Origin of the sequence: Picosynechococcus sp. PCC 11901, from assembly GCF_005577135.1 — a bacterium.
Taxonomy (GTDB): Bacteria; Cyanobacteriota; Cyanobacteriia; order Cyanobacteriales; family MRBY01; genus MRBY01.
The window spans coordinates 231,845-250,236 of sequence record NZ_CP040360.1; the positions used below are offsets into that span (position 1 = coordinate 231,845).

Annotated in this window: 23 protein-coding genes, 1 tRNA gene and 1 pseudogene; 18 read left to right on the plus strand and 7 right to left on the minus strand. The window is 48.6% G+C overall.

Going from position 1 to position 18,392, the window contains the following annotated elements:
- The first annotated feature begins 110 nt into the window (after positions 1-110).
- Positions 111-1,292 (plus strand): RtcB family protein, encoded by a 1,182-nt coding sequence (locus tag FEK30_RS02195; protein ID WP_138071519.1) that lies wholly within the window; start codon positions 111-113, stop codon positions 1,290-1,292.
- Here the strand turns inward: FEK30_RS02195 and argB are convergent.
- The 4 genes from argB to FEK30_RS02215 all read right to left on the minus strand — a co-directional run bounded on the left by argB (position 1,289) and on the right by FEK30_RS02215 (position 4,392).
- Positions 1,289-2,200, minus strand: a complete 912-nt coding sequence (argB, locus tag FEK30_RS02200; RefSeq protein WP_012308112.1) for an acetylglutamate kinase — start codon at positions 2,198-2,200, stop codon at positions 1,289-1,291. The two genes, FEK30_RS02195 and argB, sit on opposite strands and share 4 nt — an antisense overlap.
- A gap of 135 nt (positions 2,201-2,335) precedes the next feature.
- Positions 2,336-2,896 (minus strand): shikimate kinase, encoded by a 561-nt coding sequence (locus FEK30_RS02205; protein WP_012308113.1) that lies wholly within the window; start codon positions 2,894-2,896, stop codon positions 2,336-2,338.
- 56 nt (positions 2,897-2,952) lie between these two features.
- Positions 2,953-3,162, minus strand: a complete 210-nt coding sequence (locus FEK30_RS02210) for a lipopolysaccharide assembly protein LapA domain-containing protein (RefSeq protein WP_012308114.1) — start codon at positions 3,160-3,162, stop codon at positions 2,953-2,955.
- 3 nt (positions 3,163-3,165) lie between these two features.
- Entirely contained in the window at positions 3,166-4,392 is a 1,227-nt protein-coding gene (locus tag FEK30_RS02215) for a bifunctional sterol desaturase/short chain dehydrogenase (RefSeq protein WP_138071521.1), read from the minus strand.
- A gap of 352 nt (positions 4,393-4,744) precedes the next feature.
- On the opposite strand from FEK30_RS02215, the gene FEK30_RS02220 reads away from it, so the two are divergent.
- Positions 4,745-4,933 (plus strand): hypothetical protein, encoded by a 189-nt coding sequence (locus tag FEK30_RS02220; RefSeq protein WP_030007610.1) that lies wholly within the window; start codon positions 4,745-4,747, stop codon positions 4,931-4,933.
- Between the two features lie 90 nt (positions 4,934-5,023).
- Here the strand turns inward: FEK30_RS02220 and FEK30_RS02225 are convergent, their stop codons facing one another.
- A complete protein-coding gene (locus tag FEK30_RS02225) occupies positions 5,024-5,764 on the minus strand; it encodes a DUF561 domain-containing protein (protein ID WP_138071523.1) in 741 nt (246 codons plus the stop codon).
- 121 nt (positions 5,765-5,885) lie between these two features.
- Here FEK30_RS02225 and FEK30_RS02230 point away from each other — a divergent pair, with 121 nt between their 5' ends.
- From FEK30_RS02230 to psb27, 15 genes and pseudogenes are all read left to right on the plus strand, one after another.
- Positions 5,886-6,302, plus strand: a complete 417-nt coding sequence (locus tag FEK30_RS02230) for a (2Fe-2S) ferredoxin domain-containing protein (RefSeq protein ID WP_012308118.1) — start codon at positions 5,886-5,888, stop codon at positions 6,300-6,302.
- 63 nt (positions 6,303-6,365) lie between these two features.
- Complete coding sequence (locus tag FEK30_RS02235) at positions 6,366-7,010, plus strand: response regulator transcription factor (RefSeq protein WP_030007607.1); 645 nt, start codon at positions 6,366-6,368, stop codon at positions 7,008-7,010.
- A gap of 58 nt (positions 7,011-7,068) precedes the next feature.
- A tRNA-Thr gene (locus FEK30_RS02240) sits at positions 7,069-7,141 on the plus strand.
- A 63-nt stretch (positions 7,142-7,204) separates the two neighbouring features.
- Positions 7,205-8,464 carry a competence/damage-inducible protein A gene (locus FEK30_RS02245; protein ID WP_138071525.1) on the plus strand — a complete coding sequence of 420 codons (1,260 nt, stop codon included), beginning with the start codon at positions 7,205-7,207 and terminating at the stop codon, positions 8,462-8,464.
- A gap of 185 nt (positions 8,465-8,649) precedes the next feature.
- The gene (locus FEK30_RS16695) at positions 8,650-8,793 is read left to right on the plus strand and encodes a hypothetical protein (RefSeq protein WP_156785477.1); all 144 of its coding nucleotides are present in this window, start codon (positions 8,650-8,652) and stop codon (positions 8,791-8,793) included.
- Between the two features lie 58 nt (positions 8,794-8,851).
- Positions 8,852-9,298 (plus strand): type II 3-dehydroquinate dehydratase, encoded by a 447-nt coding sequence (gene aroQ / locus FEK30_RS02250; RefSeq protein ID WP_168191107.1) that lies wholly within the window; start codon positions 8,852-8,854, stop codon positions 9,296-9,298.
- A gap of 8 nt (positions 9,299-9,306) precedes the next feature.
- A complete protein-coding gene (locus tag FEK30_RS02255; protein WP_138071527.1) occupies positions 9,307-9,858 on the plus strand; it encodes a DUF4340 domain-containing protein in 552 nt (183 codons plus the stop codon).
- A gap of 90 nt (positions 9,859-9,948) precedes the next feature.
- On the plus strand, positions 9,949-10,575 hold the full coding sequence (hisH, locus tag FEK30_RS02260; protein WP_138071529.1) for an imidazole glycerol phosphate synthase subunit HisH: 627 nt from the start codon (positions 9,949-9,951) through the stop codon (positions 10,573-10,575).
- A 125-nt stretch (positions 10,576-10,700) separates the two neighbouring features.
- The gene (panD, locus tag FEK30_RS02265) at positions 10,701-11,180 is read left to right on the plus strand and encodes an aspartate 1-decarboxylase (protein WP_138071531.1); all 480 of its coding nucleotides are present in this window, start codon (positions 10,701-10,703) and stop codon (positions 11,178-11,180) included.
- Between the two features lie 80 nt (positions 11,181-11,260).
- Positions 11,261-11,602: a nucleotidyltransferase domain-containing protein gene (locus tag FEK30_RS02270; protein ID WP_138071533.1), complete on the plus strand. Its 342-nt coding sequence runs from the start codon at positions 11,261-11,263 to the stop codon at positions 11,600-11,602.
- 40 nt (positions 11,603-11,642) lie between these two features.
- Positions 11,643-11,975 (plus strand): annotated as a pseudogene (locus FEK30_RS02275) (HEPN domain-containing protein); the annotation flags it as partial.
- 24 nt (positions 11,976-11,999) lie between these two features.
- Positions 12,000-12,209: a hypothetical protein gene (locus tag FEK30_RS02280; RefSeq protein ID WP_181445674.1), complete on the plus strand. Its 210-nt coding sequence runs from the start codon at positions 12,000-12,002 to the stop codon at positions 12,207-12,209.
- A gap of 257 nt (positions 12,210-12,466) precedes the next feature.
- Positions 12,467-13,735, plus strand: coding sequence for a hypothetical protein (locus tag FEK30_RS02285; RefSeq protein ID WP_138071535.1), 1,269 nt, complete (start codon positions 12,467-12,469; stop codon positions 13,733-13,735).
- 144 nt (positions 13,736-13,879) lie between these two features.
- Positions 13,880-14,392, plus strand: a complete 513-nt coding sequence (locus FEK30_RS02290; RefSeq protein WP_138071537.1) for a hypothetical protein — start codon at positions 13,880-13,882, stop codon at positions 14,390-14,392.
- Complete coding sequence (psb27, locus tag FEK30_RS02295; RefSeq protein ID WP_071884935.1) at positions 14,364-14,903, plus strand: photosystem II protein Psb27; 540 nt, start codon at positions 14,364-14,366, stop codon at positions 14,901-14,903. Before FEK30_RS02290 ends, psb27 begins: the two co-directional genes overlap by 29 nt.
- Before the next feature lie 100 nt (positions 14,904-15,003).
- Here psb27 and FEK30_RS02300 read toward each other — a convergent pair whose 3' ends face one another.
- Complete coding sequence (locus FEK30_RS02300) at positions 15,004-16,197, minus strand: response regulator (protein WP_138071539.1); 1,194 nt, start codon at positions 16,195-16,197, stop codon at positions 15,004-15,006.
- 120 nt (positions 16,198-16,317) lie between these two features.
- Between FEK30_RS02300 and FEK30_RS02305 the strand changes: the two genes are divergently transcribed.
- The gene (locus FEK30_RS02305) at positions 16,318-16,635 is read left to right on the plus strand and encodes a DUF7734 family protein (RefSeq protein WP_012308130.1); all 318 of its coding nucleotides are present in this window, start codon (positions 16,318-16,320) and stop codon (positions 16,633-16,635) included.
- Positions 16,636-16,765: 130 nt separating this feature from the next.
- On the opposite strand, the gene gatB is transcribed toward FEK30_RS02305, so the two are convergent.
- Positions 16,766-18,256 carry an Asp-tRNA(Asn)/Glu-tRNA(Gln) amidotransferase subunit GatB gene (gatB, locus tag FEK30_RS02310; RefSeq protein ID WP_030007769.1) on the minus strand — a complete coding sequence of 497 codons (1,491 nt, stop codon included), beginning with the start codon at positions 18,254-18,256 and terminating at the stop codon, positions 16,766-16,768.
- Between the last annotated feature and the right edge of the window lie 136 nt (positions 18,257-18,392).

An 18,392-nucleotide genomic window follows, 5' to 3' on the forward strand; every position in this document is an offset into this window, starting at 1 on the left:
CGTTAAAAATATTTATGCTTGGATACGCAATCGTTATGATCTGAAGGAGTGACAAATAACCCAATTTCTTTTTGAATCACCTCATTTTTACTGCTGTTCCGTAGCCCCTGATGCCCCACCAACCCCTACCGATCCAAACCGAAAAACCCGTTTATTCTTGGGCTGGCCATGATTTAGCCTCCCAGGAACTGCAAATGGCGAAAAATGTGGCCTCGCTGCCGTTTGTGTTTAAACACGTTTCCCTGATGCCCGATGTTCACCTAGGAAAAGGAGCCTTGGTGGGTTCTGTCATTGCCACAAAAGATGCCATCATTCCTGCGGCGGTGGGAGTCGATATTGGCTGTGGAATGGCCGCCCTCAAATTGCCCTTTAAAGGCGATCGCCTCGACGGCAAACTCAAGCAAATCCGTAAAGACCTCGAAGCCATTATTCCCGTTGGTTTTGAAGAAAACAAAGACGTTGATAAAACGGTGAGCAATTGGGGCGGCTGGCAAAACTTTAAAGATCTCCACCGGGGCGTGAAAAACCTCGAAAGCAAAGCCCTCAAACAAATGGGTTCCCTCGGTGGCGGCAATCATTTCATTGAGGTGTGCCTCGATGAAGAAAATAATGTGTGGTTAATGCTCCACTCCGGTTCGCGGCATATTGGCAACAAACTTGCTCAATGTCACATTGGCACCGCCAAGGATCTTCTGAAACTCGCGGAAACTAAAGTACCAGATCCCGATCTCGCTTATTTCGTGAACGGTACGCCGGAATTTGAAGCCTATTGGCGCGATCTCCAATGGGCTCAAAATTATGCTCATTTCAATCGCGATGTGATGCTGGCGCGGTTTAAAAAGGTCATCGAAAAACATCTCGCTGGTGGCAAACCAACAAAAGCCCTAATGTTTGTGAATTGCCATCACAACTATGCCGAACAAGAAACCCATTTCGACGAAGAAATTTACGTCACCCGCAAAGGGGCAGTGCGGGCACGCCAGGAGGACTACGGTATTATTCCCGGTTCCATGGGCGCAAAATCCTACATCGTTAAGGGCAAAGGCAATGCGATGAGCTATTGTTCCTGTAGCCACGGTGTGGGCCGTTTAATGTCGCGGGCCAAAGCCAAAAAAACCTTTACCTTAGATGACTTGGTGGCCCAAACGGCTGGGGTTGAATGTCGCAAAGATACCGGCATTATCGACGAAATTCCCGCTGCCTACAAACCCATCGAACAAGTGATGGCGCAACAGGCAGATTTAGTGGAAGTCGTCGCCACCCTGAAACAAGTGCTTTGCATCAAGGGCTAGTGAAAAGGCGACATCGGGAACTGGCTGAGGTAGTCCGACGCGACGATCATCGAGCCAATGCCATCGTTGGTAAAGATTTCGAGCAACAGAGCATGGGGGATCCGTCCGTCGATAATGTGGGCGGCTTTAACGCCTTGGGCCAGCGATCGCACACAACAAGTCACCTTGGGAATCATCCCCCCGGATACAACACCTTGATCAATTAACTCCCGCGCCTGCTGCAGATTCAAGCGGGGAATCAGGGTTGCGGGATTATGGTAATCCTCCAAAATGCCAGGGGTATCGGTGAGTAGGATCAGTTTTTCAGCACTAAGGGCGGCGGCTAATTCCCCGGCGACGGTATCGGCATTGATATTGTGGGCTTGACCTGTTTCATCGGCGGCCACGCTGGAAATGACAGGCACATAGCCATTTTCCACGAGGGATTGAATCAATTTGGTATCAATGGTGGTCACTTCTCCGACGAAGCCAACCCCTTCTTTTCCGACATGGCGGGCTTGGATCATATTGCCATCTTTACCACAGAGGCCCACGGCAGCGCCGCCTTCTTGGTTGATTAAGGAAACAATTTCTTTATTCACCCGACCGACGAGCACCATTTCCACCACATCCATGGTGTCGGCATCGGTAACCCGCAGGCCATCTTTAAACTGGGGTTCGATGTTTAATTTAGCCAGCCAGGTATTAATCTCTGGGCCACCGCCATGGACAACAATCGGCCGCATACCGATACAGGAGAGAAAGACAATGTCGCGAATCACTTTATCTTTGAGGGTGCTGTCTTTCATCGCTGCGCCACCATATTTCACCACAATGGTACGCCCCGCAAATTGTTGCATATAAGGGAGGGCTTCGCTGAGGATGCGGACGCGGGTGGCTTCGACTTCTCTGATGTATTCGCTTTCCATGAATTGTTGTCGTTTCTAAGGATGGACTGAGCCCGGTGATGTGGCTCGACATGGGTCGGTATTGTACGGGATCGGCGATCGCCCCATTTGTTCCCGATTAGCATTTTTAACGAATTTTTAGGTTTGGGTCTTAATTCAAGGGCGATCGCCAATAAATTCTGGCGGTTTTCGCAGCACCGAAGGAATTTGGGCGATGATGTCCTCTGCCACGGCCCGGGGGGGACGATTGCCGGGAATTTGGATATGTAAATCTGCCTCCGCATAACGCGATCGCCGCTGTTGGAGCAGTTGCGTTAATTTGCGCTCAAGATCAACATTTTGCAAAAGGGGGCGCGACGTATCACTCCGCAGCCGTTCTACCAAGATTGGCACTGGCACATCCAGCCAAATGGTCAAACCCTGGCGCAGATAATACCAATTGGCCTGGGACACCACAATACCGCCCCCCGTCGCCACCACCGTCCGGGTTTGTACCGCGATTTGCTTGAGGACTTGGGTTTCGAGTTTGCGGAATTCTGCCTCTCCCATCTCGGCAAAAATCTCACTGATCGACTGCTTTGCCAGGGTTTCAATGATGCTGTCCGAATCCAAACTGCGGTAATTCATCAACTCCGCAATAATTTCTGCGAGGGTACTTTTCCCCGTGCCCATCATGCCGATGAGATAAATATTTAAACCTTTGAGCAAATCATCCATGGATTAGCGAGTCCAAACCGACAGACAACCATCATAAAGGGTTTTTTCCCACTGCCCTAACGACGGGAGCCGAGGGGAATTAAACTGCCCAAAATCAGACCCAGCCCGACCCCAATGGCGAGTAAGATGCCGAAGGGTAAGCGCACCGATTGCCACAGAAGAAAGCGGATCGACACCAATTCAATATTTTGGATTGACACCACCGCCACCACCACCATCACAGCGGCAAGGAGAGACATAGCAATCAAGCGGCCTAGGGTCTGCATGGGTTATGCTCCGTGACTAAACAGCTTGAAATAGCTTGCCACAAAAAATTCCTTGATGGGAAACAACAGATAGGTGAAGGGGTTGATGGTGACAATAATGTTGCGAAAATCTCGCCTAGCCCCACCGACGATCCCCTTCGCGACCCAGTGGGCTGACATCACGCCCACTGGATTTAAGGCACTCTTGAATGGCCCCAAAATTAGCTTGCGGATCACGATGGGAGAATCCAACCGCTGTAAAGTAACGAGATCGCCTAAGGCCCGCTTACTCAGTTCATAGAGAGGACTAACTGCGGAGCTGACTTCCGCTTCGGAGGTGTTTACCCAAATTTCTTTGCGTACCCGGTCTTGGTTGGTTTCCACGGTGCTAAGGAACAGCTCAATTAAACGCTGCTGGGAAAAGGTATTGATCGCGTAGGATTTGTGGATTGCTGCGGGGGTGCGATCGCCATGGACATTGATCCCGTGGTTAAGGACAAGAATGTCAACTTTTTTTAAGGTTTCTAATAAATCTGCTTCTGCGCCGATCTGCCAAGGCACCGTTTGCAGGGGGATTTCTTGATTCTTAATTGTTAGGGAAATGGTTTCTTGACTCGAAGTGAGGGCGATCGCCTTGGCTCCAGCCTGGTGCAGTTCCGTGAGGAGGGCATGGCCCAGGGTCCCCGAAGCGCCGGTTACAGCGATGCGTTTACCTTTGAGAGAAAGTGCCGTGCCCATTAGTTTATCCACGAGGGTAAAGGTGCCACAGTAATAGGCCTCCTGGTTATCAAAATGGTGTCGCCAGTGGTAGGGGCGATTCACAAACCAATCCCCTGGTAACTCGGTAAAGTCTCCGGGACGGTGGGTCAGATCCGTTAGTTCATCCACGTAGGGTAAACCCAAACCCCTGGCGATCGCCGCCCCCAAAAACGAGAGCGTATACAAGCAGCCCGCCAATCCCAGCCAAGCCGTCGGCACTGCCAGTGCAGCCAACAGCCCCCAAAGCAGTAACCCAAAACTGAGCATCACCAGCGCCTCTGGCACATCATTGTACCAATGGGCTTTTCGGTAAATTTCTGCGTTGACTGGCGTTAGATCCCGCCGGAAAACCCGATGGTGCCATCCATGGAGGCGGCCCACTGGTTCCCAAACATGGGCAAGGACATGGTACAAATCCCGCACCAGTTCCACCCAAAAGACAGACCCAAAAACCAGACCACTACCGAGAACAAGTTGGCTACTGCTGATCATGCCCAAAGAATTACAAAAGAATTATCGAGAGTTTTTGCTACCCAATTGTTGTAGCATTGTTTCTTTTTCTTGGGAACTTCAGACGTTGCCCAACCTTCCCAGGCTAACAACCCAATCCCCCCCTTTGGCGATCGCCTTAAACCCCACCACACCCTAAACTTGATGTCTGCCAATTTGTACTTGACAAAAATAAAAATCAGTGGATTTTAAAGTTGTTTTTGATGGCGATCCCCGCAAGCTTCGACAAAATAAGGCTTTAGGCAGCCCCGCAAATCTTAAAACACCCTGAATTTTTCCCGCTGATTTGCAAGACAATGTATTAGAATGGAGCCAAGTTAACAAAAATTAAAATATGCTGGTTCCAATTCTCATCTTTGATGTTGCCTTAGTTGCGTGGTCACTCCACCTGATGCAACAGGCATTTGACCAACAGGAGTTTTCTCTGATGTTGGCAGGAACCTTAGTTGCCGCCGCCGCCGCTGCCATGATGGTTGTGTACTTTTTGATGAACAACTGTCTCCATCATTTGTTATTGTCCTGAGAAGCAAGCAATAAAACTCCTAACATAAAGCCCCCCATGCACGATGGAGGGTTTTATTTTGGCCTTAACCGAAACTGTTGGCACGAAATTTTAAGCTTCTACGCCCACAACGGCACCATCGAGGGCCTCGACTAATTGGCGCACCGTTGCCACCATCGCCAGGGGATCATTGAGTTTGTTGATTGCAGAGCCGACGCCAATCCCAGCAGCACCAGCGGCGATCGCCATGGGAGCTGTCACATCAGACAACCCAGACGCACACATCACAGGGACACCTACCGCGCGGGAAATGGCATGGGCTGCAGCCAAGGTGGGCGCTGCCTTTTCGATTAAACCGAGGGTTCCAGCGCTGGTGGGACGGCTGGAAGTGCCCCCTTCTGTTTGGATAATATCTGCACCCGCTGCCACGAGTTGTTCGGCAAGGGCAACCTGCTCATCGAGGGCGAGAATATGGGGAACCGTTACCGAAAGGGTTACGTTGGGTAATAACGCACGGGTTGCTTTAGTGATTGCCAGCACTTCTTCTGCCTCAAAGCGAATCCCCTGGGCGTAGAATGCATCAAAGTTTCCAATTTCCACAAGATCAGCCCCCGCTTCAACCGCATCAGCTAAAACTTGAGCATCAACCCCAGACACGCATACAGGCAGAGAAATGACTTCTTTCACCTGACGAATCAAATCTGCATCGGCGGCAATATCGACAAAGGTTGCGCCACCGGCTTCGGCTGCCCGGGCCACAGCGAGAACATTGGTCGCATCAAAGTTATTCAAACCACTAATGACTTTTAATGCCCGACGTTGAGCAAAGGCATCTTTGAGCATGGGATCCATAGAATCAAACAGTTATTCAAAATTTTTGCTTCCCTCTAGTGTATCCTTCAATGTTCCTTCCTTCGCCGCTGGATCGCCTGACTCGCTAAAATTGTTCGCGTCCCCCTAGAGAATCTCGGTAATGGCAGAACAATGTGATGCAAGTTTGAAAGTCTGTGCGCAAAATCTTGGCCTCGACCGAATTGATCGCCATGTGTTTATCTGTGCCGATCAAACGAAGCCCAAATGTTGTGATAAGCAGGCCAGCATCGACGCTTGGAATTATCTCAAAAAACGCCTCAAAGAATTGGGATTAGATGCTCCTAGTGACGCTTCACCCCACATTTTCCGCACGAAAGCGAACTGCCTCCGGGTCTGTAGTCAGGGGCCGATTTTGGTGGTCTATCCCGATGGCATTTGGTATCACAGTGCCACACCAGCGGTCATTGAACGGATTATTCAGGAGCATTTAATCGGCGATCGCCCCGTCCAGGATTATGTATTTATGGCCCACCCCCTACCCAAACCATCACCAGTAAACCCCGTCCCAAATCCCTAATCTCAGCCAAAATTCCTTTGCTAAGATTTGGCTAACCCTGATCTTTGCGACCCTATTCCTGCCATGAGCGATTTTCCTAATCCCCAAGGTACGACTCTACTCCTGATTGATGACGATCCCAATCTCATTTTGTTAGTGCGCGATTATCTCGAATTTCGCGGCTACGACATGTTGACCGCGGCCAATGGTGTCGAAGGCCTGCAAATCCTCGAAGAGACAACCCCTGACTTAATCATTTGTGATGTGATGATGCCAGAAATGGATGGTTATACCTTTATCCAAAATGTCCGTCAAAATTCGCAAATTAGCTGGATCCCTGTAATTTTCCTCTCGGCAAAAGGGCAAACCCGCGATCGCATTGAGGGCCTGAACCAAGGGGCGGATGTGTACCTTGTGAAGCCTTTTGAACCAGAAGAATTAGTCGCCCAGGTGGAATCGTCGTTAAACCAGGCCCGGCGTATCCTGAGTCATTCTGGGGCGACAACCTCGTCCATGGCCTTTCAGGTGCCGAGTCATGTGGAGCTTACCCCCACGGAAACTAAGGTTGTGAGCTTTGTGGCCCAGGGACTTTCTAATCGAGAAATTGCCGAAAAGCTCAATGTAAGCCAGCGCACCATCGAAAGCCATGTGTCGAATATGTTGAACAAAACCAGCTTAAATAACCGCACGGAACTGGCGCGGTGGGCCATGGACAGTCGATTGGTGTAAAAGGCTTGACAATTTCCGGTGCGCTTTTGCTATACTTGCATACGGTTTAGAGACCAATGCCCACGTAGCTCAGTTGGTAGAGCAGCTGATTTGTAATCAGCCGGTCGCAGGTTCAAGTCCTGTTGTGGGCTTCTAAAATTAAATGTTTACCAAACAAATGAGGAAAGGCGATCGCCTTTGACTGAAGGAGCACCATGGCGGCGGAAATTATTTGTGTCGGCACCGAGATTCTCTTGGGAGATATCGTCAATAGCAATAGCCAGTACCTTGCCCAGGAGTTCGCAAAGCTTGGCATCAGCCATTATTTTCAGTCTGTGGTGGGAGACAATATTGCTCGCATCCATTCCCTCCTAGAGATTGCCGTGCAACGGGGGACAGAAATTATCGTCTTTACGGGTGGCCTTGGCCCCACCCCCGACGATCTCACCACCGAGGCGATCGCCGCCTATTTCCAAACGCCCCTCGTCGAGCGACCAGAGATTGTCGCCGATATCACCACAAAATTTGCCCAACGGGGGCGCATCATGACCCCCAACAACCGTAAACAAGCCCTTTTACCGGAGGGAGCGGAGATTCTCCCGAATCCAACGGGAACTGCCCCTGGTCTGATTTGGCAACCCATTGAGGGACTAACAATTTTTACCTTTCCGGGCGTCCCTGGGGAAATGAAGCGGATGTGGCAAGAAACTGCTGTCCCCTACCTCAAGGCCCAAGGCTACGGTCAGATTGTGATTCACAGTGAAATGATGCGCTTCCGGGGTATTGGTGAATCGAGTCTGGCTGCTAAAGTGAATCATCTTTTTGCGTTGACGAACCCGACCGTGGCTCCCTATGCCTCTAAGGGAGAAGTCAAGCTCCGGGTGGCGGCCCGGGCAGAATCCGTTGCCGCAGCTAAAAAATTAATGGATCCGGTGGTTGCAGAAATTAAGGCGATCGCCGGATTGGATTATTTCGGTTCCGATGGGGCCAGTCTCCCCCTAGTCATCGGCGACTTACTACGGACGCGCCAGGAAACCCTAGCCGTTGCCGAATCTTGCACTGGCGGCGACCTAGGCGCACTAATTACAAGCGTTTCCGGCAGCTCCGACTACTTTTTGGGGGGTATTACTGCCTACGCCAATGCGGTAAAGATTAACCTTCTCAGCGTGAATTCTGCCGACCTGCAAAACCAGGGAGCCGTCAGTGAAACCGTGGCCCAACAAATGGCGCTGGGAGCCAAACAAGCCCTCGGTAGCGATTGGGGTATTGGCATTACCGGCATTGCTGGCCCGAAGAGTGATGACTCCGCCAAACCCATCGGCTTGGTTTGTATCGCCTGGGCCGATCCCCAAAATCACGTATTTAGCCACACCTACCGCTACGGCACAGACCGAGACCGGGAATTGATTCGTTACCTGAGTGCTTGTGATGCCCTCGATGGCCTCAGGCGATATTTAAAGAGCGACAAATCTTAAAGTTTTGTTACGAAATATTATGGTTTCTGAGGAAAAAGTCTCGGCCCTAACTAAGGATTCGGCGATCGCCCCCCGAAAAGCTTGTGTTATTCTTAATATATCTATAAGAACAACGTACCAAAGACGCCAAGATTTATGATGAATAAATTAGAGCGTGGTACATCGAGTTTACAGGAGTCGTCTTTTTGATGGGCTATATCGAAAAAGTACTGGAAAAACTCAGAGAGTGGGCGGGCAAAGTCATTGAAACCCTCCTTGGGCCAGCGGCCGAACCTGAGCCTGAACTCATCCCGATCCCTGTCCACGACCGTCAACGTCGCCGCTACTAAAGGCCTCGGACGTTGGGATGCTAACCTTATTAGTTAATCTGCGTTAGGTTCACCACCGTTGTCCACCCTGAATATCCTTGTGCTCCACGGGCCCAATTTAAATTTGTTGGGCTTACGGGAGCCTGAAATCTACGGCGCTACAACCCTCAAAGACATCAACGCCCGCCTCGAAAAGGAGGCAGAAACTCTTGATGCTTCTCTGCACTGCTTTCAGTCCAACCATGAGGGTACGTTAGTCGATCAGATCCAAGCTGCCCTCGGTAAATTTTCTGGCATTTTGATTAATCCGGCGGCCTACACCCACACCAGTGTCGCCCTTAGGGATGCTTTAGCGGCGGTAAATTTACCTACCGTAGAGGTGCATCTCAGCAATATTCACCAGCGCGAAACCTTCCGCCACCATTCCTATATCGCGCCCATTGCAGTGGGTCAAATCTGCGGCTTTGGGGCGGATAGTTACTATCTCGGTTTACGGGCTTTGGTAAACCATATCCGCGCTAGATAAAAATCGCCATGGTGCAGCGGAGTACAGGAATTTGGTTGGCGATCGCCTTAGGACTTGGGGGAATCACCTGGGCTGTTACGCACCGACAAAATACCTTAACACCCTCAGAATCAGGTTTCGTTGCCGCAAATGCTGAGGTGCTTTTTCCCATTCAGGAAGCGGAGATCCGTTCTTTGTCTTTAGAAATTCAGGGGGAAACCCTCAACTTTGAACAACGCTTTGCACCCGTCCCTCAATGGTGGCTGACCAGTCCCGTTGAAAAACCGGCAAATCGGGGGGCGATCGCCTATTTGCTGAATTTACTCATCGAACCCCAGGGTTACGCTAGTTTTTCTGTGGCCTCTGAGGAACTCGCCGATTATGGCTTGCTGGAACCCAAGGCTGTGATCACGCTTCAAACATCGGCAGCACGACCCTATCAACTGAGCCTCGGCACTGAAAATTTTGACCAAACCAAAATCTATGGTCGCCTGAATGATGAAAATATTGTTTTAGTCTTGCCGCTGGAATTTCGTCATGCTGTAACCCGGCAGTTGTCGGAATGGGTGAATGAAAGTTAAGCGTCAACATTCTAAAGAAATTGTTAGGATCAAATTCCTTTTGTGGTGTATGTTAGGGGTTTCTAACGTGAACGTTCGGGCAATGAGAAGATGGTGAATATTGCGGTTGTTGACTACGACATGGGGAATCTCCACTCCGCCTGCAAAGCCCTAGAAAAAGCAGGGGCCAGCCCCACAATCACGGATCAACCGGAACAAATCCTGGGGGCCGATGCGGTCGTTTTACCGGGGGTTGGGGCCTTTGATCCGGCGATGCAACATCTCCGTGATCGCCACCTCGAAGCTTCCATTCACCAGGCGATCGCCAGTGGCAAACCCTTCCTCGGCATTTGTTTGGGGATGCAAATTTTATTTGACAGTTCCGCCGAAGGCACAGAAAAAGGTTTAGGCATTATCCCTGGCAGCGTGAAACGATTTCAGCCAGAGCCAGAGATTACCATTCCCCACATGGGCTGGAACCAACTGCAACTAACCCAACCGGATCATCCCATTTGGCAAGATTTACCCAAAGATCCCTTCGTTTATTTTGTGCATTCTTTTTATGTGGCCCCGACAGATCCTGAAGTAAATGCCGCCACCGTCACCCACGGCCAGCAAACCGTCACAGCGGCGATCGCCAAAGATAATTTAGTTGCAATGCAATTTCACCCCGAAAAATCCTCAGCGATTGGCTTAAAAATCCTCGAAAATTTTGTGCACTGGGTTAAGCAGCAATGAAATTCTTCAAGTCTCCTGCAGAAAAATGATTTAGAGATTTATTAAAGTCTCCCTTCCGAAGGGAGATTTAGAGGGATGTCCCCGTTCCCAATCAACTTTCTTTACCTTTACCGTTCTCCTTTACCATGGCCCAAATCAAACTGATGCACGCGAAACTCCACCATTTGCGGGTGACCCAGGCTGAGCTAGATTATGTGGGCAGCATCACCATCGACCAAGCCCTGATCGAAAAAGTAGGTATTTTGCCCCTTGAAGAAGTGAATATTTGGAACGTCGAAAATGGCAACCGCCTGACCACCTACGTTTTACCTGGTGAGCGAGACAGTGGTGTTGTCTGTTTAAATGGTGCGGCGGCCCATCTTTGTACTCCCGGCGATCGCCTGATTGTCGCTGCCTATGAATTACGCGATCGCGCCAGTGTTTTAGCGCAAGGTCATACAGCAAAAGTGATCCTAGCCGATGAACAAAACCGCTGCCAGACGTTTTTTGAGCAACGCCTTGATCCCCAAGGTACTATTGGCGAAAATTTATCGGTGACAACGCCCAACTCCGTGCACGAAGCCCAGTCACCCCATTTATACTTTCCCCAAGAGTTAAGCTGTTAGCTCACACTGTCCTAGGAAATGGAGCAAGGGCACCACACGGCACCGAGCGAAACTTTTGCTCTCCAAACTCTAACAAAGCCATGAAACAAGCCCTCTCCTCCCCTAACCCGAACCTCTCTCGCATCCTTGAACAACTCCGTGACCACTTCCAGAAAAACTATCAAGATAACCTCGTTGATATAATTCTCTTTGGTTCCCAAGCCCGTGGTGATGCTGCCCCCGACTCTGACATTGACATTTTGGTACTGCTTAAAAATCAATTTGACTCTTACCAAGAGAACAAGGCAAACAGTCAGTTTATCGCCGACCTGTGCCTCCAATACGATACTGTCATTAGTTGCTTTTTGATGAACTTCGAGACCTGGCAAAATACGAATAATGCCTTTATCCGCAACGTACGCCAGGAAGGGGTGAGCCTGTGAAAAAAGAACAAATTAGCCTCATCCGAAAAGCAAAACAAGCCTTGATGCTGCCAAGGAACTAAAAGCGCTTGGTTACTATGATTTTGCCATTTCCCGTGCCTACTACAGCATATTTTATCTTGCTTCTGCTTTCCTCGAATCCCAAGAACTCAACTTTTCGAAGCATTCTGCTGTGATTGCCGCCTTTGGGAAACACTTTGCCAAAACCCAGATCGTCAACCCCAAATATCACCGTTATTTCATCGATGCCCAAAAAGCGCGATCGCAAGCCGATTACAACACCAGCATCGAATTTTCAGAAGCAGAGGTGAATGATTATCTGCAACAAGCCGAGGATTTTCTAAGCCTGATTCCCATTCTTGAACATCTTTAAGAGTCGATCGGCGATCGCCTGATCGTGGCGGCCTATGAATTGCGCGATCGCCACGATGTTTTAGCGCAAGGTCATACGGCAAAAGTGATCCTAGCCGACGAGCAAAACCGCTGCCAGACGTTTTTTGAGCAATGCCTCGATCCCCAGGGTGCCATTGGTGAGAATTCAGCTGTTACCACTGCAACATCGGTCGGTGCTTCCACCCACAACAACATCATGCAATCAATTTTCTAATTTTTTCTTTAAATTCCCTTAAGGTTTTATGGCTTTTGGTATTTTCGTATTATGACAATGCTTTAAAGACGCACATTCCATCGGATTTGTTGCTAAAAATCATTTTTTGTAATCATTAGGATGTGGATTTTTCCAAATTATGTTGATACAATCCAGACAACCAAGCTACTAAAACAAAAAAATCAATCATTGAAATACTTTTTTCTCTGAGAAAGATTTTTTGTCGGCTAATTAACATGTGTGAGGTTTAAAATTCGATGAAATCCTACTTTTCCAATATCGCAAAATATTCTAAGCTCTCTCTAATTCCCGTAATTACCCTCGGAGCTTTTACTGTTAGTAATCCTGTTGGTGCACAACAAGCGGATACATGCGAGACTGGCCAGGTTAATGCAGGCACACAAGATACCCAGTTCATAACAGATGCTCCTGCTGGTACAAATACTCTAATCATACGATGCCAAAGCCCGACTGCGGGTGGGGATGCCAATGATGGCCCAGACACAATCACTATTGGCGATGACGTTGATGATACGACTATCAACATTGGTGAAAACAGCGGGACACCATTATCCGTCACTACAAATATTGGTGATGAGGGAAGTGACATCCTAAACGTTACCGGTGATTCTACCTTTACCGGGCAAGTCACTGTCAATAACGGTCCCCTCACTGTTAATGGAAACAACATCGCTGTAAATGGCGGCAACATCAACACCAACCAAAGCGTCAATGCAGGAGTTAACGTTAATGCAGGTCAAGATGTGACTGCTGGTCGCAATGTCAGCGCAGTTAACAACGTCAATGCTGGCAACAACGTCAACGTTGGTAATAATCTAAACGTTACCCAAGATGCTTTCATTAACAGAAATCTAATTGTCGATGGCGTTTCTCAGCTCGATGACACTAATGTTGATGGTACGTTTAATGTCCAGAACGGCAATACTGCGAACTTTAGCGGTCCTGTAAACGTTTCTGGTTTTACTACAACCACTGGAATCTCGAACACTGGAGCCTTAACGACTGATACTCTGGAAGTTCTTGGCGCAACGACTCTCAATGGTCTGGCCACAACCAACGGAATTGCTAATACCGGTGCCATTACGACTGATACTCTGGATGTGGCAGGTACGCTTGAGGTAGATGGTGTAACTACTCTCAATGGTCCAACGATTCTTAATGGTCTCTCCGACAGTAGCTCTGAGGATCTCCTCGTCATCAACAGTGATAACAGTGTTGGTGTAAACAGAAATGTTATCGGTGAGCTCAGAAAAGAGCTCAGAACAGGGATCGCTTCCAGTATCGCCATGGAAAATGCAGAACCTGAGCTTCGTCCTGGCCACCGCTATGCTATTGGTTTAGGTTTTGGTACCTTCGAAGATGAAACCGCAATTGGTACTGCTGCCAAGTTCCTCTTCACTGATCCCAACAGCACTGGCACAGCCGCGACTTTCAAAGTCAGCGCTGGTTGGGGATTGAATGCTGATACCTTCTCCGCTGGTGCAGGTCTTGGCTTGAGCTTCTAAGCGATTTATGACTCGAAGGATGCGCGTAGTTCGCTAGCTACAGTAAATCACTTCAAAAATATAGTGGATATAGCCCTGAGTTCTCCTAATTCATGTCATTAGTAGAATTTGGGGCTATTCTTTTAAAGAACTTTCTTACCATCAATGACAATGAACCAATATTCCCCAATCACTCTTGCTCGTATTGTGGGATTTATTGTGGTGAGCCTGTCTAGTGTGACAATGGCCATCACTCCTACTTATGCTCAGAACGAATCTCAACCTCAACTGCGTCCTGCTGTACAGACTGAAGGCGATCGCCTTTTATTATTGTCTCTCCTTAAAAGCACATTAATTGCGGTTAATAATGCCAACCTCACCGGAAATTACAGTGTATTGAAAGAATTAGCCGCACCTGCTTTTCAAGCCCAATTTAGCCTAACAAACTTAGCCGATGTTTTTGCGCCAATGCGTCGTCGAGATTCAAACATTGCGGTGATCACCCAGCTGGAACCTGTTTTTTCTGAACAACCCACCCTTGATGAACAAGGTATTTTACGCATGAGAGGCGCATTCCCGACTAACCCCAATACTGTATTCAATCTTGCCTATGCCCAAATCGATGGTCGCTATCGCCTTGTCAGTCTCTATGTTGATATTTTGCCGGAAGAGCAATAATTTTCAAAACCTATACCAAACTGCAACGCAGACAAGGCTAAATTTTCGCGGTAGGATAACAGTTAGTTCTAAGCGTGCTTTTTTATACCGAAAAACTATGTTAAAGAAATTTTTATCTCGCCTTGTGGCGATCGCCCTGGTGATTATGGTGAGCGTAACTGGACTAACAGCCTGTAGCGGCACCAGTGCCAGTGGCCTAACCGGGAAATATGTAGATGATACTTTACTCGTCGTCGAAAATCTGACTGAAGCCATTCAACTACCTGCCGATGCCCCTAACCGCAGCGAAGTGCAGGCAGCGGCCCGCTTGCAGATGAATGAATATATGTCCCGCTACCGCCGTGATCCGAAAACCTCTGGGCTACGTTCTTTCACTACCATGCAAACTGCGTTGAATGCTTTGGCTGGTTACTACAGTTCCTTTGGTAGTCGCCCCTTACCTGAAAAATTAAAAACACGTTTAGCGACAGAATTTGAAAAAGCCAATATTGCTGTGAAGCGTGGTATCTAATCTTTTAATTAAGCCTTACATTGTTGAACTAATATTTTGTAATCTCTCCTTGAAAAGCTTGGGGAGGTTTTTTTATTTCAGCAGGTCAAAAGCACTGATCCTAGCGGAGATATTTTTGTAGTGCTTTAAGTAATTCGTCTGGTGTACTTGTCTTTGAAATAAAGTCTGTGACCCCAGTTAAGCGCCCTTTAACGCGATCAAAAAGACGATTGTTATCGGTCATGAGCAAGACTGGTGTTTGACGAAATAGTGATAGTTTTTTCAATTGGGTGCAAAATTCAAGACCGTTATTGTTGCCATCAAGCTCTAGATCTAAAAGAATTAAGTTTGGTTTTTCTGTTAAGAGATCCGGTAGTGCCTTGGTGAGATCGGCGATCGCCAAATAACGATAACGCTGTTGCTTGAGGATTTGACGGAGGTGCTGATGTTGTTTGGAGTCTAAGCTTAGATAGGCGATGAGTGGCTGATTCTCAGCAATCACTGGCTTTGAAGCCGTCGGCTGGGGGGGAGCATTCGTCAGCGGTGACGACAGATCATCTAACATCTTGACATCAATAAACCCTAACTTCATGTAGGGCACCAAGAGTCGGGCGACCTGGGGCACATCCTGTTTGAGACGGATCGATAAATCCCAAAAAGTTCGCCGTCCCGTGACCAAACTCGTTAGTAACTGGTAATTGGCTTCCGAAGAGCGCGCCTGTAACAGATCTGGTTTAACAATGACGGGAGCAACCTGGGGCGACAGGTGGGCAATCTCTAGATTATTCCACTGTTCAAAGAGTCGCCAAGCTCGCAAAATACTTTGGGCTGGGTCAATTAAAATCAGCGGATCTTCCTGCTGCTCTGTGACGGGGTCGAAATGGTAGGTGACTTGTGTACTCTGGCTGACTTCAAAAAAAATCTCGGTGGCGATCGCCTCAATCATGCGACGAATTTGATCCCGCGTAATCCGTTGTTGCCCATGCCAAGTTTGAATCAAATCATATTCCCAATGCAGTTTAATCGCCTGGGATGTAATGGCCGATAAACCCTGTTGCAATAGTTGCGTATTGGCCGCGATGTGGGGCATTTGAGCCGTCAGATGACGCCGCCAACGCCGTACCGAGTGGGTTCCCCCCGAAGCATAGACCAGACGACCAAAATACAAGAAAAAAGACCATTGATGCGATCGCGGGTCCGTCAAGATCAAGCGACCCGTAAACTGGGGCATTTTGAGGGTCTGAAAAAGGGTTGTTTGCTTCGCTGCATCAAAATTGCGAATCGGAATTTCCGGGGGCAAGTTGGCATTTGTCATCGCATAACCCTTAAGCTTCAAAATAGAAACACCACTGCAACATTAATTGACGAACAAACCGCAGTGATTGCCTACACTAATACTCAATACTAAGTCATTTATTCTGTTCCTATCATCACCATGACACACCAAAGTACAGATTTTTCCCGTTTAGCCAAACACCTCGAAGCCTATACCCGTAAGTATGCCCATGAAGTGCTGCTACTTCACCTAGGCCACGGGGAAATAGAAGACCAAATTATTATTTTTAAAGGCTTTTCTAGTTCTTTGATGCAGCCAACAGACTATAATCCCGATAACCCAGTTCTAGCAGAGATGCCAATTCTCAGGATTGATCGTCTCCAAAGTCCCTACAATCCAAACCAGCCTATTTTCCTCGAACAAAACCTTTCCCTAGAACAGATGCAGCAATACCTGAGCGATGCCGACATCTGTTAAAGACTAATTTCTCTAACCGACAAAAAAAGGAGAGCCACCTTGTGACTCCCCCAATCATCAGGGTGCATCTACTATCTTTAATATAGCCCAGTCTACCTGGGGGGACAATCCCCTCACCCCAAGAAAATTTCTAGCCCCGCAGTTTCTGGGCCAGGATTTGGTTGAGCAGTTTCGGATCAGCACGGCCGCTGGTTTTCTTCATCAGTTGCCCCACAAAAAAGCCCTGTAACTTTGTTTTTCCGGCGCGGAATTGTTCCACTTTCTCAGGATTGGCGGCCAAAACTTCATCCACCATGGCCTCTAGGGCACCTGTGTCTGAAATTTGGGTCAAGCCGCGACTATCAACAATTGCCTTGGGCGAACCGCCTTGCTCTAACAGTTCCGGGAGAATTTCCTTGGCAATTTTGCCGCTAATGGTGCCATCGTGAATTAAATTGACAAGTTCAGCTAATTGCGTTGCCTTTAGGGGAAGCTCAACAATCGTTAGACCGACATTTTTATTCAGGTGGGCAGCGATGTCTTGGGTCACCCAGTTGGTCACTTGTTTGGGATCTGCCCCAGCCGCCACAGCCGCTTCAAAGTATTCAGCTACGTCGCGGTCGTCGGTTAAAACCCTCGTGTCATAGGAAGACAGACCATACTCGGTTTCGTAGCGCTCTCGTTTTTGGGCGGGGGTTTCGGGGAGTTCGGCAGCCCATTTTTCTAGTTGTGCTGGGGTCACTTCGATGGGGGGTAAATCCGGTTCTGGGAAATAACGATAATCGCTGGAGCCCTCTTTTTTCCGCATACTAAAGGTGCGCTGGCTGCTTTCATCCCAGAGGCGCGTTTCTTGGTAGATGGGTTCCCCTGTTTCGACGGCTTTGATTTGTCGCTCGATTTCGTAGTCGATCGCCTTTTGGATCGCACTGAAAGAGTTCATGTTTTTGATTTCGACTTTGGTGCCGAATTCTTCCTGGCCGACGGGTCGAATGGAAATATTTACGTCACAGCGGAGAGAGCCTTCTTGCATGTTGCCATCGCCGATGCCGAGATAGCGGACGAGGCGGCGCAATTCTTGGGCGTATTCAGCGGCTTCTTTGCCAGAACGAATATCGGGTTCGGAGACAATCTCCAGGAGCGGAATCCCGGTACGATTGAAATCCACTTTAGAGTAGGTAGAACCCGCGAGGCGATCGCTCCCGGCATGGACTAATTTTCCGGCGTCTTCTTCCATGTGGAGGCGGGTCACGCCAATGGTTTTTTTGACGGGGGGGTCACTGGGTTTGTCGGCGATTTCAATTTCTAGGTGACCATGCTCAACAATGGGCAGATCGAATTGGGAGATTTGATAGTTTTTGGGTAGGTCTGGATAAAAATATTGTTTCCGGTCAAATTTGCTGTAGGGGCTGATTTTTGCTTTGAGGGCCAGGCCCATTTTCACCGCCGATTCCAGCACCTTTTCGTTTAAAACGGGCAAAACTCCAGGATAGCCTAGGCAGACGGGACAGACATTGCTGTTGGGGTCGCTGTCAAATTTAGTAGAACAATGACAAAAAATTTTGCTGGCGGTATTGAGCTGACAATGGGTTTCGAGCCCAATAATCGCTTCATACTCGGTTTTGCGGGGTGCTGCAACTGCCATAGGACTAGGACTTTTTTCTCTGTTTAACTTTAGAGGGTTTCAGGGAGTTATGAGTCCCGCAATGTTCCTGAAACAAGATCAGCGTCAGGATACGGAGACTCTCTGCGTCAATTCAAGAATTCAATACCCTAAAAAT

Bases quoted from the DNA above. Each gene is read 5' to 3' on its own strand.
- FEK30_RS02255 (WP_138071527.1), top strand. From the start codon at position 9,307: ATGGTGCAGCGGAGTACAGGAATTTGGTTGGCGATCGCCTTAGGACTT.
- FEK30_RS02305 (WP_012308130.1), top strand. From the start codon at position 16,318: ATGACACACCAAAGTACAGATTTTTCCCGTTTAGCCAAACACCTCGAA.
- FEK30_RS02230 (WP_012308118.1), top strand. From the start codon at position 5,886: ATGGCAGAACAATGTGATGCAAGTTTGAAAGTCTGTGCGCAAAATCTT.
- FEK30_RS02285 (WP_138071535.1), top strand. From the start codon at position 12,467: ATGAAATCCTACTTTTCCAATATCGCAAAATATTCTAAGCTCTCTCTA.
- hisH (WP_138071529.1), top strand. From the start codon at position 9,949: ATGGTGAATATTGCGGTTGTTGACTACGACATGGGGAATCTCCACTCC.
- FEK30_RS02225 (WP_138071523.1), bottom strand. From the start codon at position 5,764: ATGGATCCCATGCTCAAAGATGCCTTTGCTCAACGTCGGGCATTAAAA.
- FEK30_RS02300 (WP_138071539.1), bottom strand. From the start codon at position 16,197: ATGACAAATGCCAACTTGCCCCCGGAAATTCCGATTCGCAATTTTGAT.
- psb27 (WP_071884935.1), top strand. From the start codon at position 14,364: ATGTTGATATTTTGCCGGAAGAGCAATAATTTTCAAAACCTATACCAA.
- FEK30_RS02215 (WP_138071521.1), bottom strand. From the start codon at position 4,392: ATGATCAGCAGTAGCCAACTTGTTCTCGGTAGTGGTCTGGTTTTTGGG.
- FEK30_RS02235 (WP_030007607.1), top strand. From the start codon at position 6,366: ATGAGCGATTTTCCTAATCCCCAAGGTACGACTCTACTCCTGATTGAT.
- argB (WP_012308112.1), bottom strand. From the start codon at position 2,200: ATGGAAAGCGAATACATCAGAGAAGTCGAAGCCACCCGCGTCCGCATC.
- FEK30_RS02270 (WP_138071533.1), top strand. From the start codon at position 11,261: ATGAAACAAGCCCTCTCCTCCCCTAACCCGAACCTCTCTCGCATCCTT.
- FEK30_RS02195 (WP_138071519.1), top strand. From the start codon at position 111: ATGCCCCACCAACCCCTACCGATCCAAACCGAAAAACCCGTTTATTCT.
- FEK30_RS02205 (WP_012308113.1), bottom strand. From the start codon at position 2,896: ATGGATGATTTGCTCAAAGGTTTAAATATTTATCTCATCGGCATGATG.
- FEK30_RS02245 (WP_138071525.1), top strand. From the start codon at position 7,205: ATGGCGGCGGAAATTATTTGTGTCGGCACCGAGATTCTCTTGGGAGAT.
- FEK30_RS02220 (WP_030007610.1), top strand. From the start codon at position 4,745: ATGCTGGTTCCAATTCTCATCTTTGATGTTGCCTTAGTTGCGTGGTCA.
- FEK30_RS02210 (WP_012308114.1), bottom strand. From the start codon at position 3,162: ATGCAGACCCTAGGCCGCTTGATTGCTATGTCTCTCCTTGCCGCTGTG.
- panD (WP_138071531.1), top strand. From the start codon at position 10,701: ATGGCCCAAATCAAACTGATGCACGCGAAACTCCACCATTTGCGGGTG.
- gatB (WP_030007769.1), bottom strand. From the start codon at position 18,256: ATGGCAGTTGCAGCACCCCGCAAAACCGAGTATGAAGCGATTATTGGG.
- FEK30_RS02290 (WP_138071537.1), top strand. From the start codon at position 13,880: ATGACAATGAACCAATATTCCCCAATCACTCTTGCTCGTATTGTGGGA.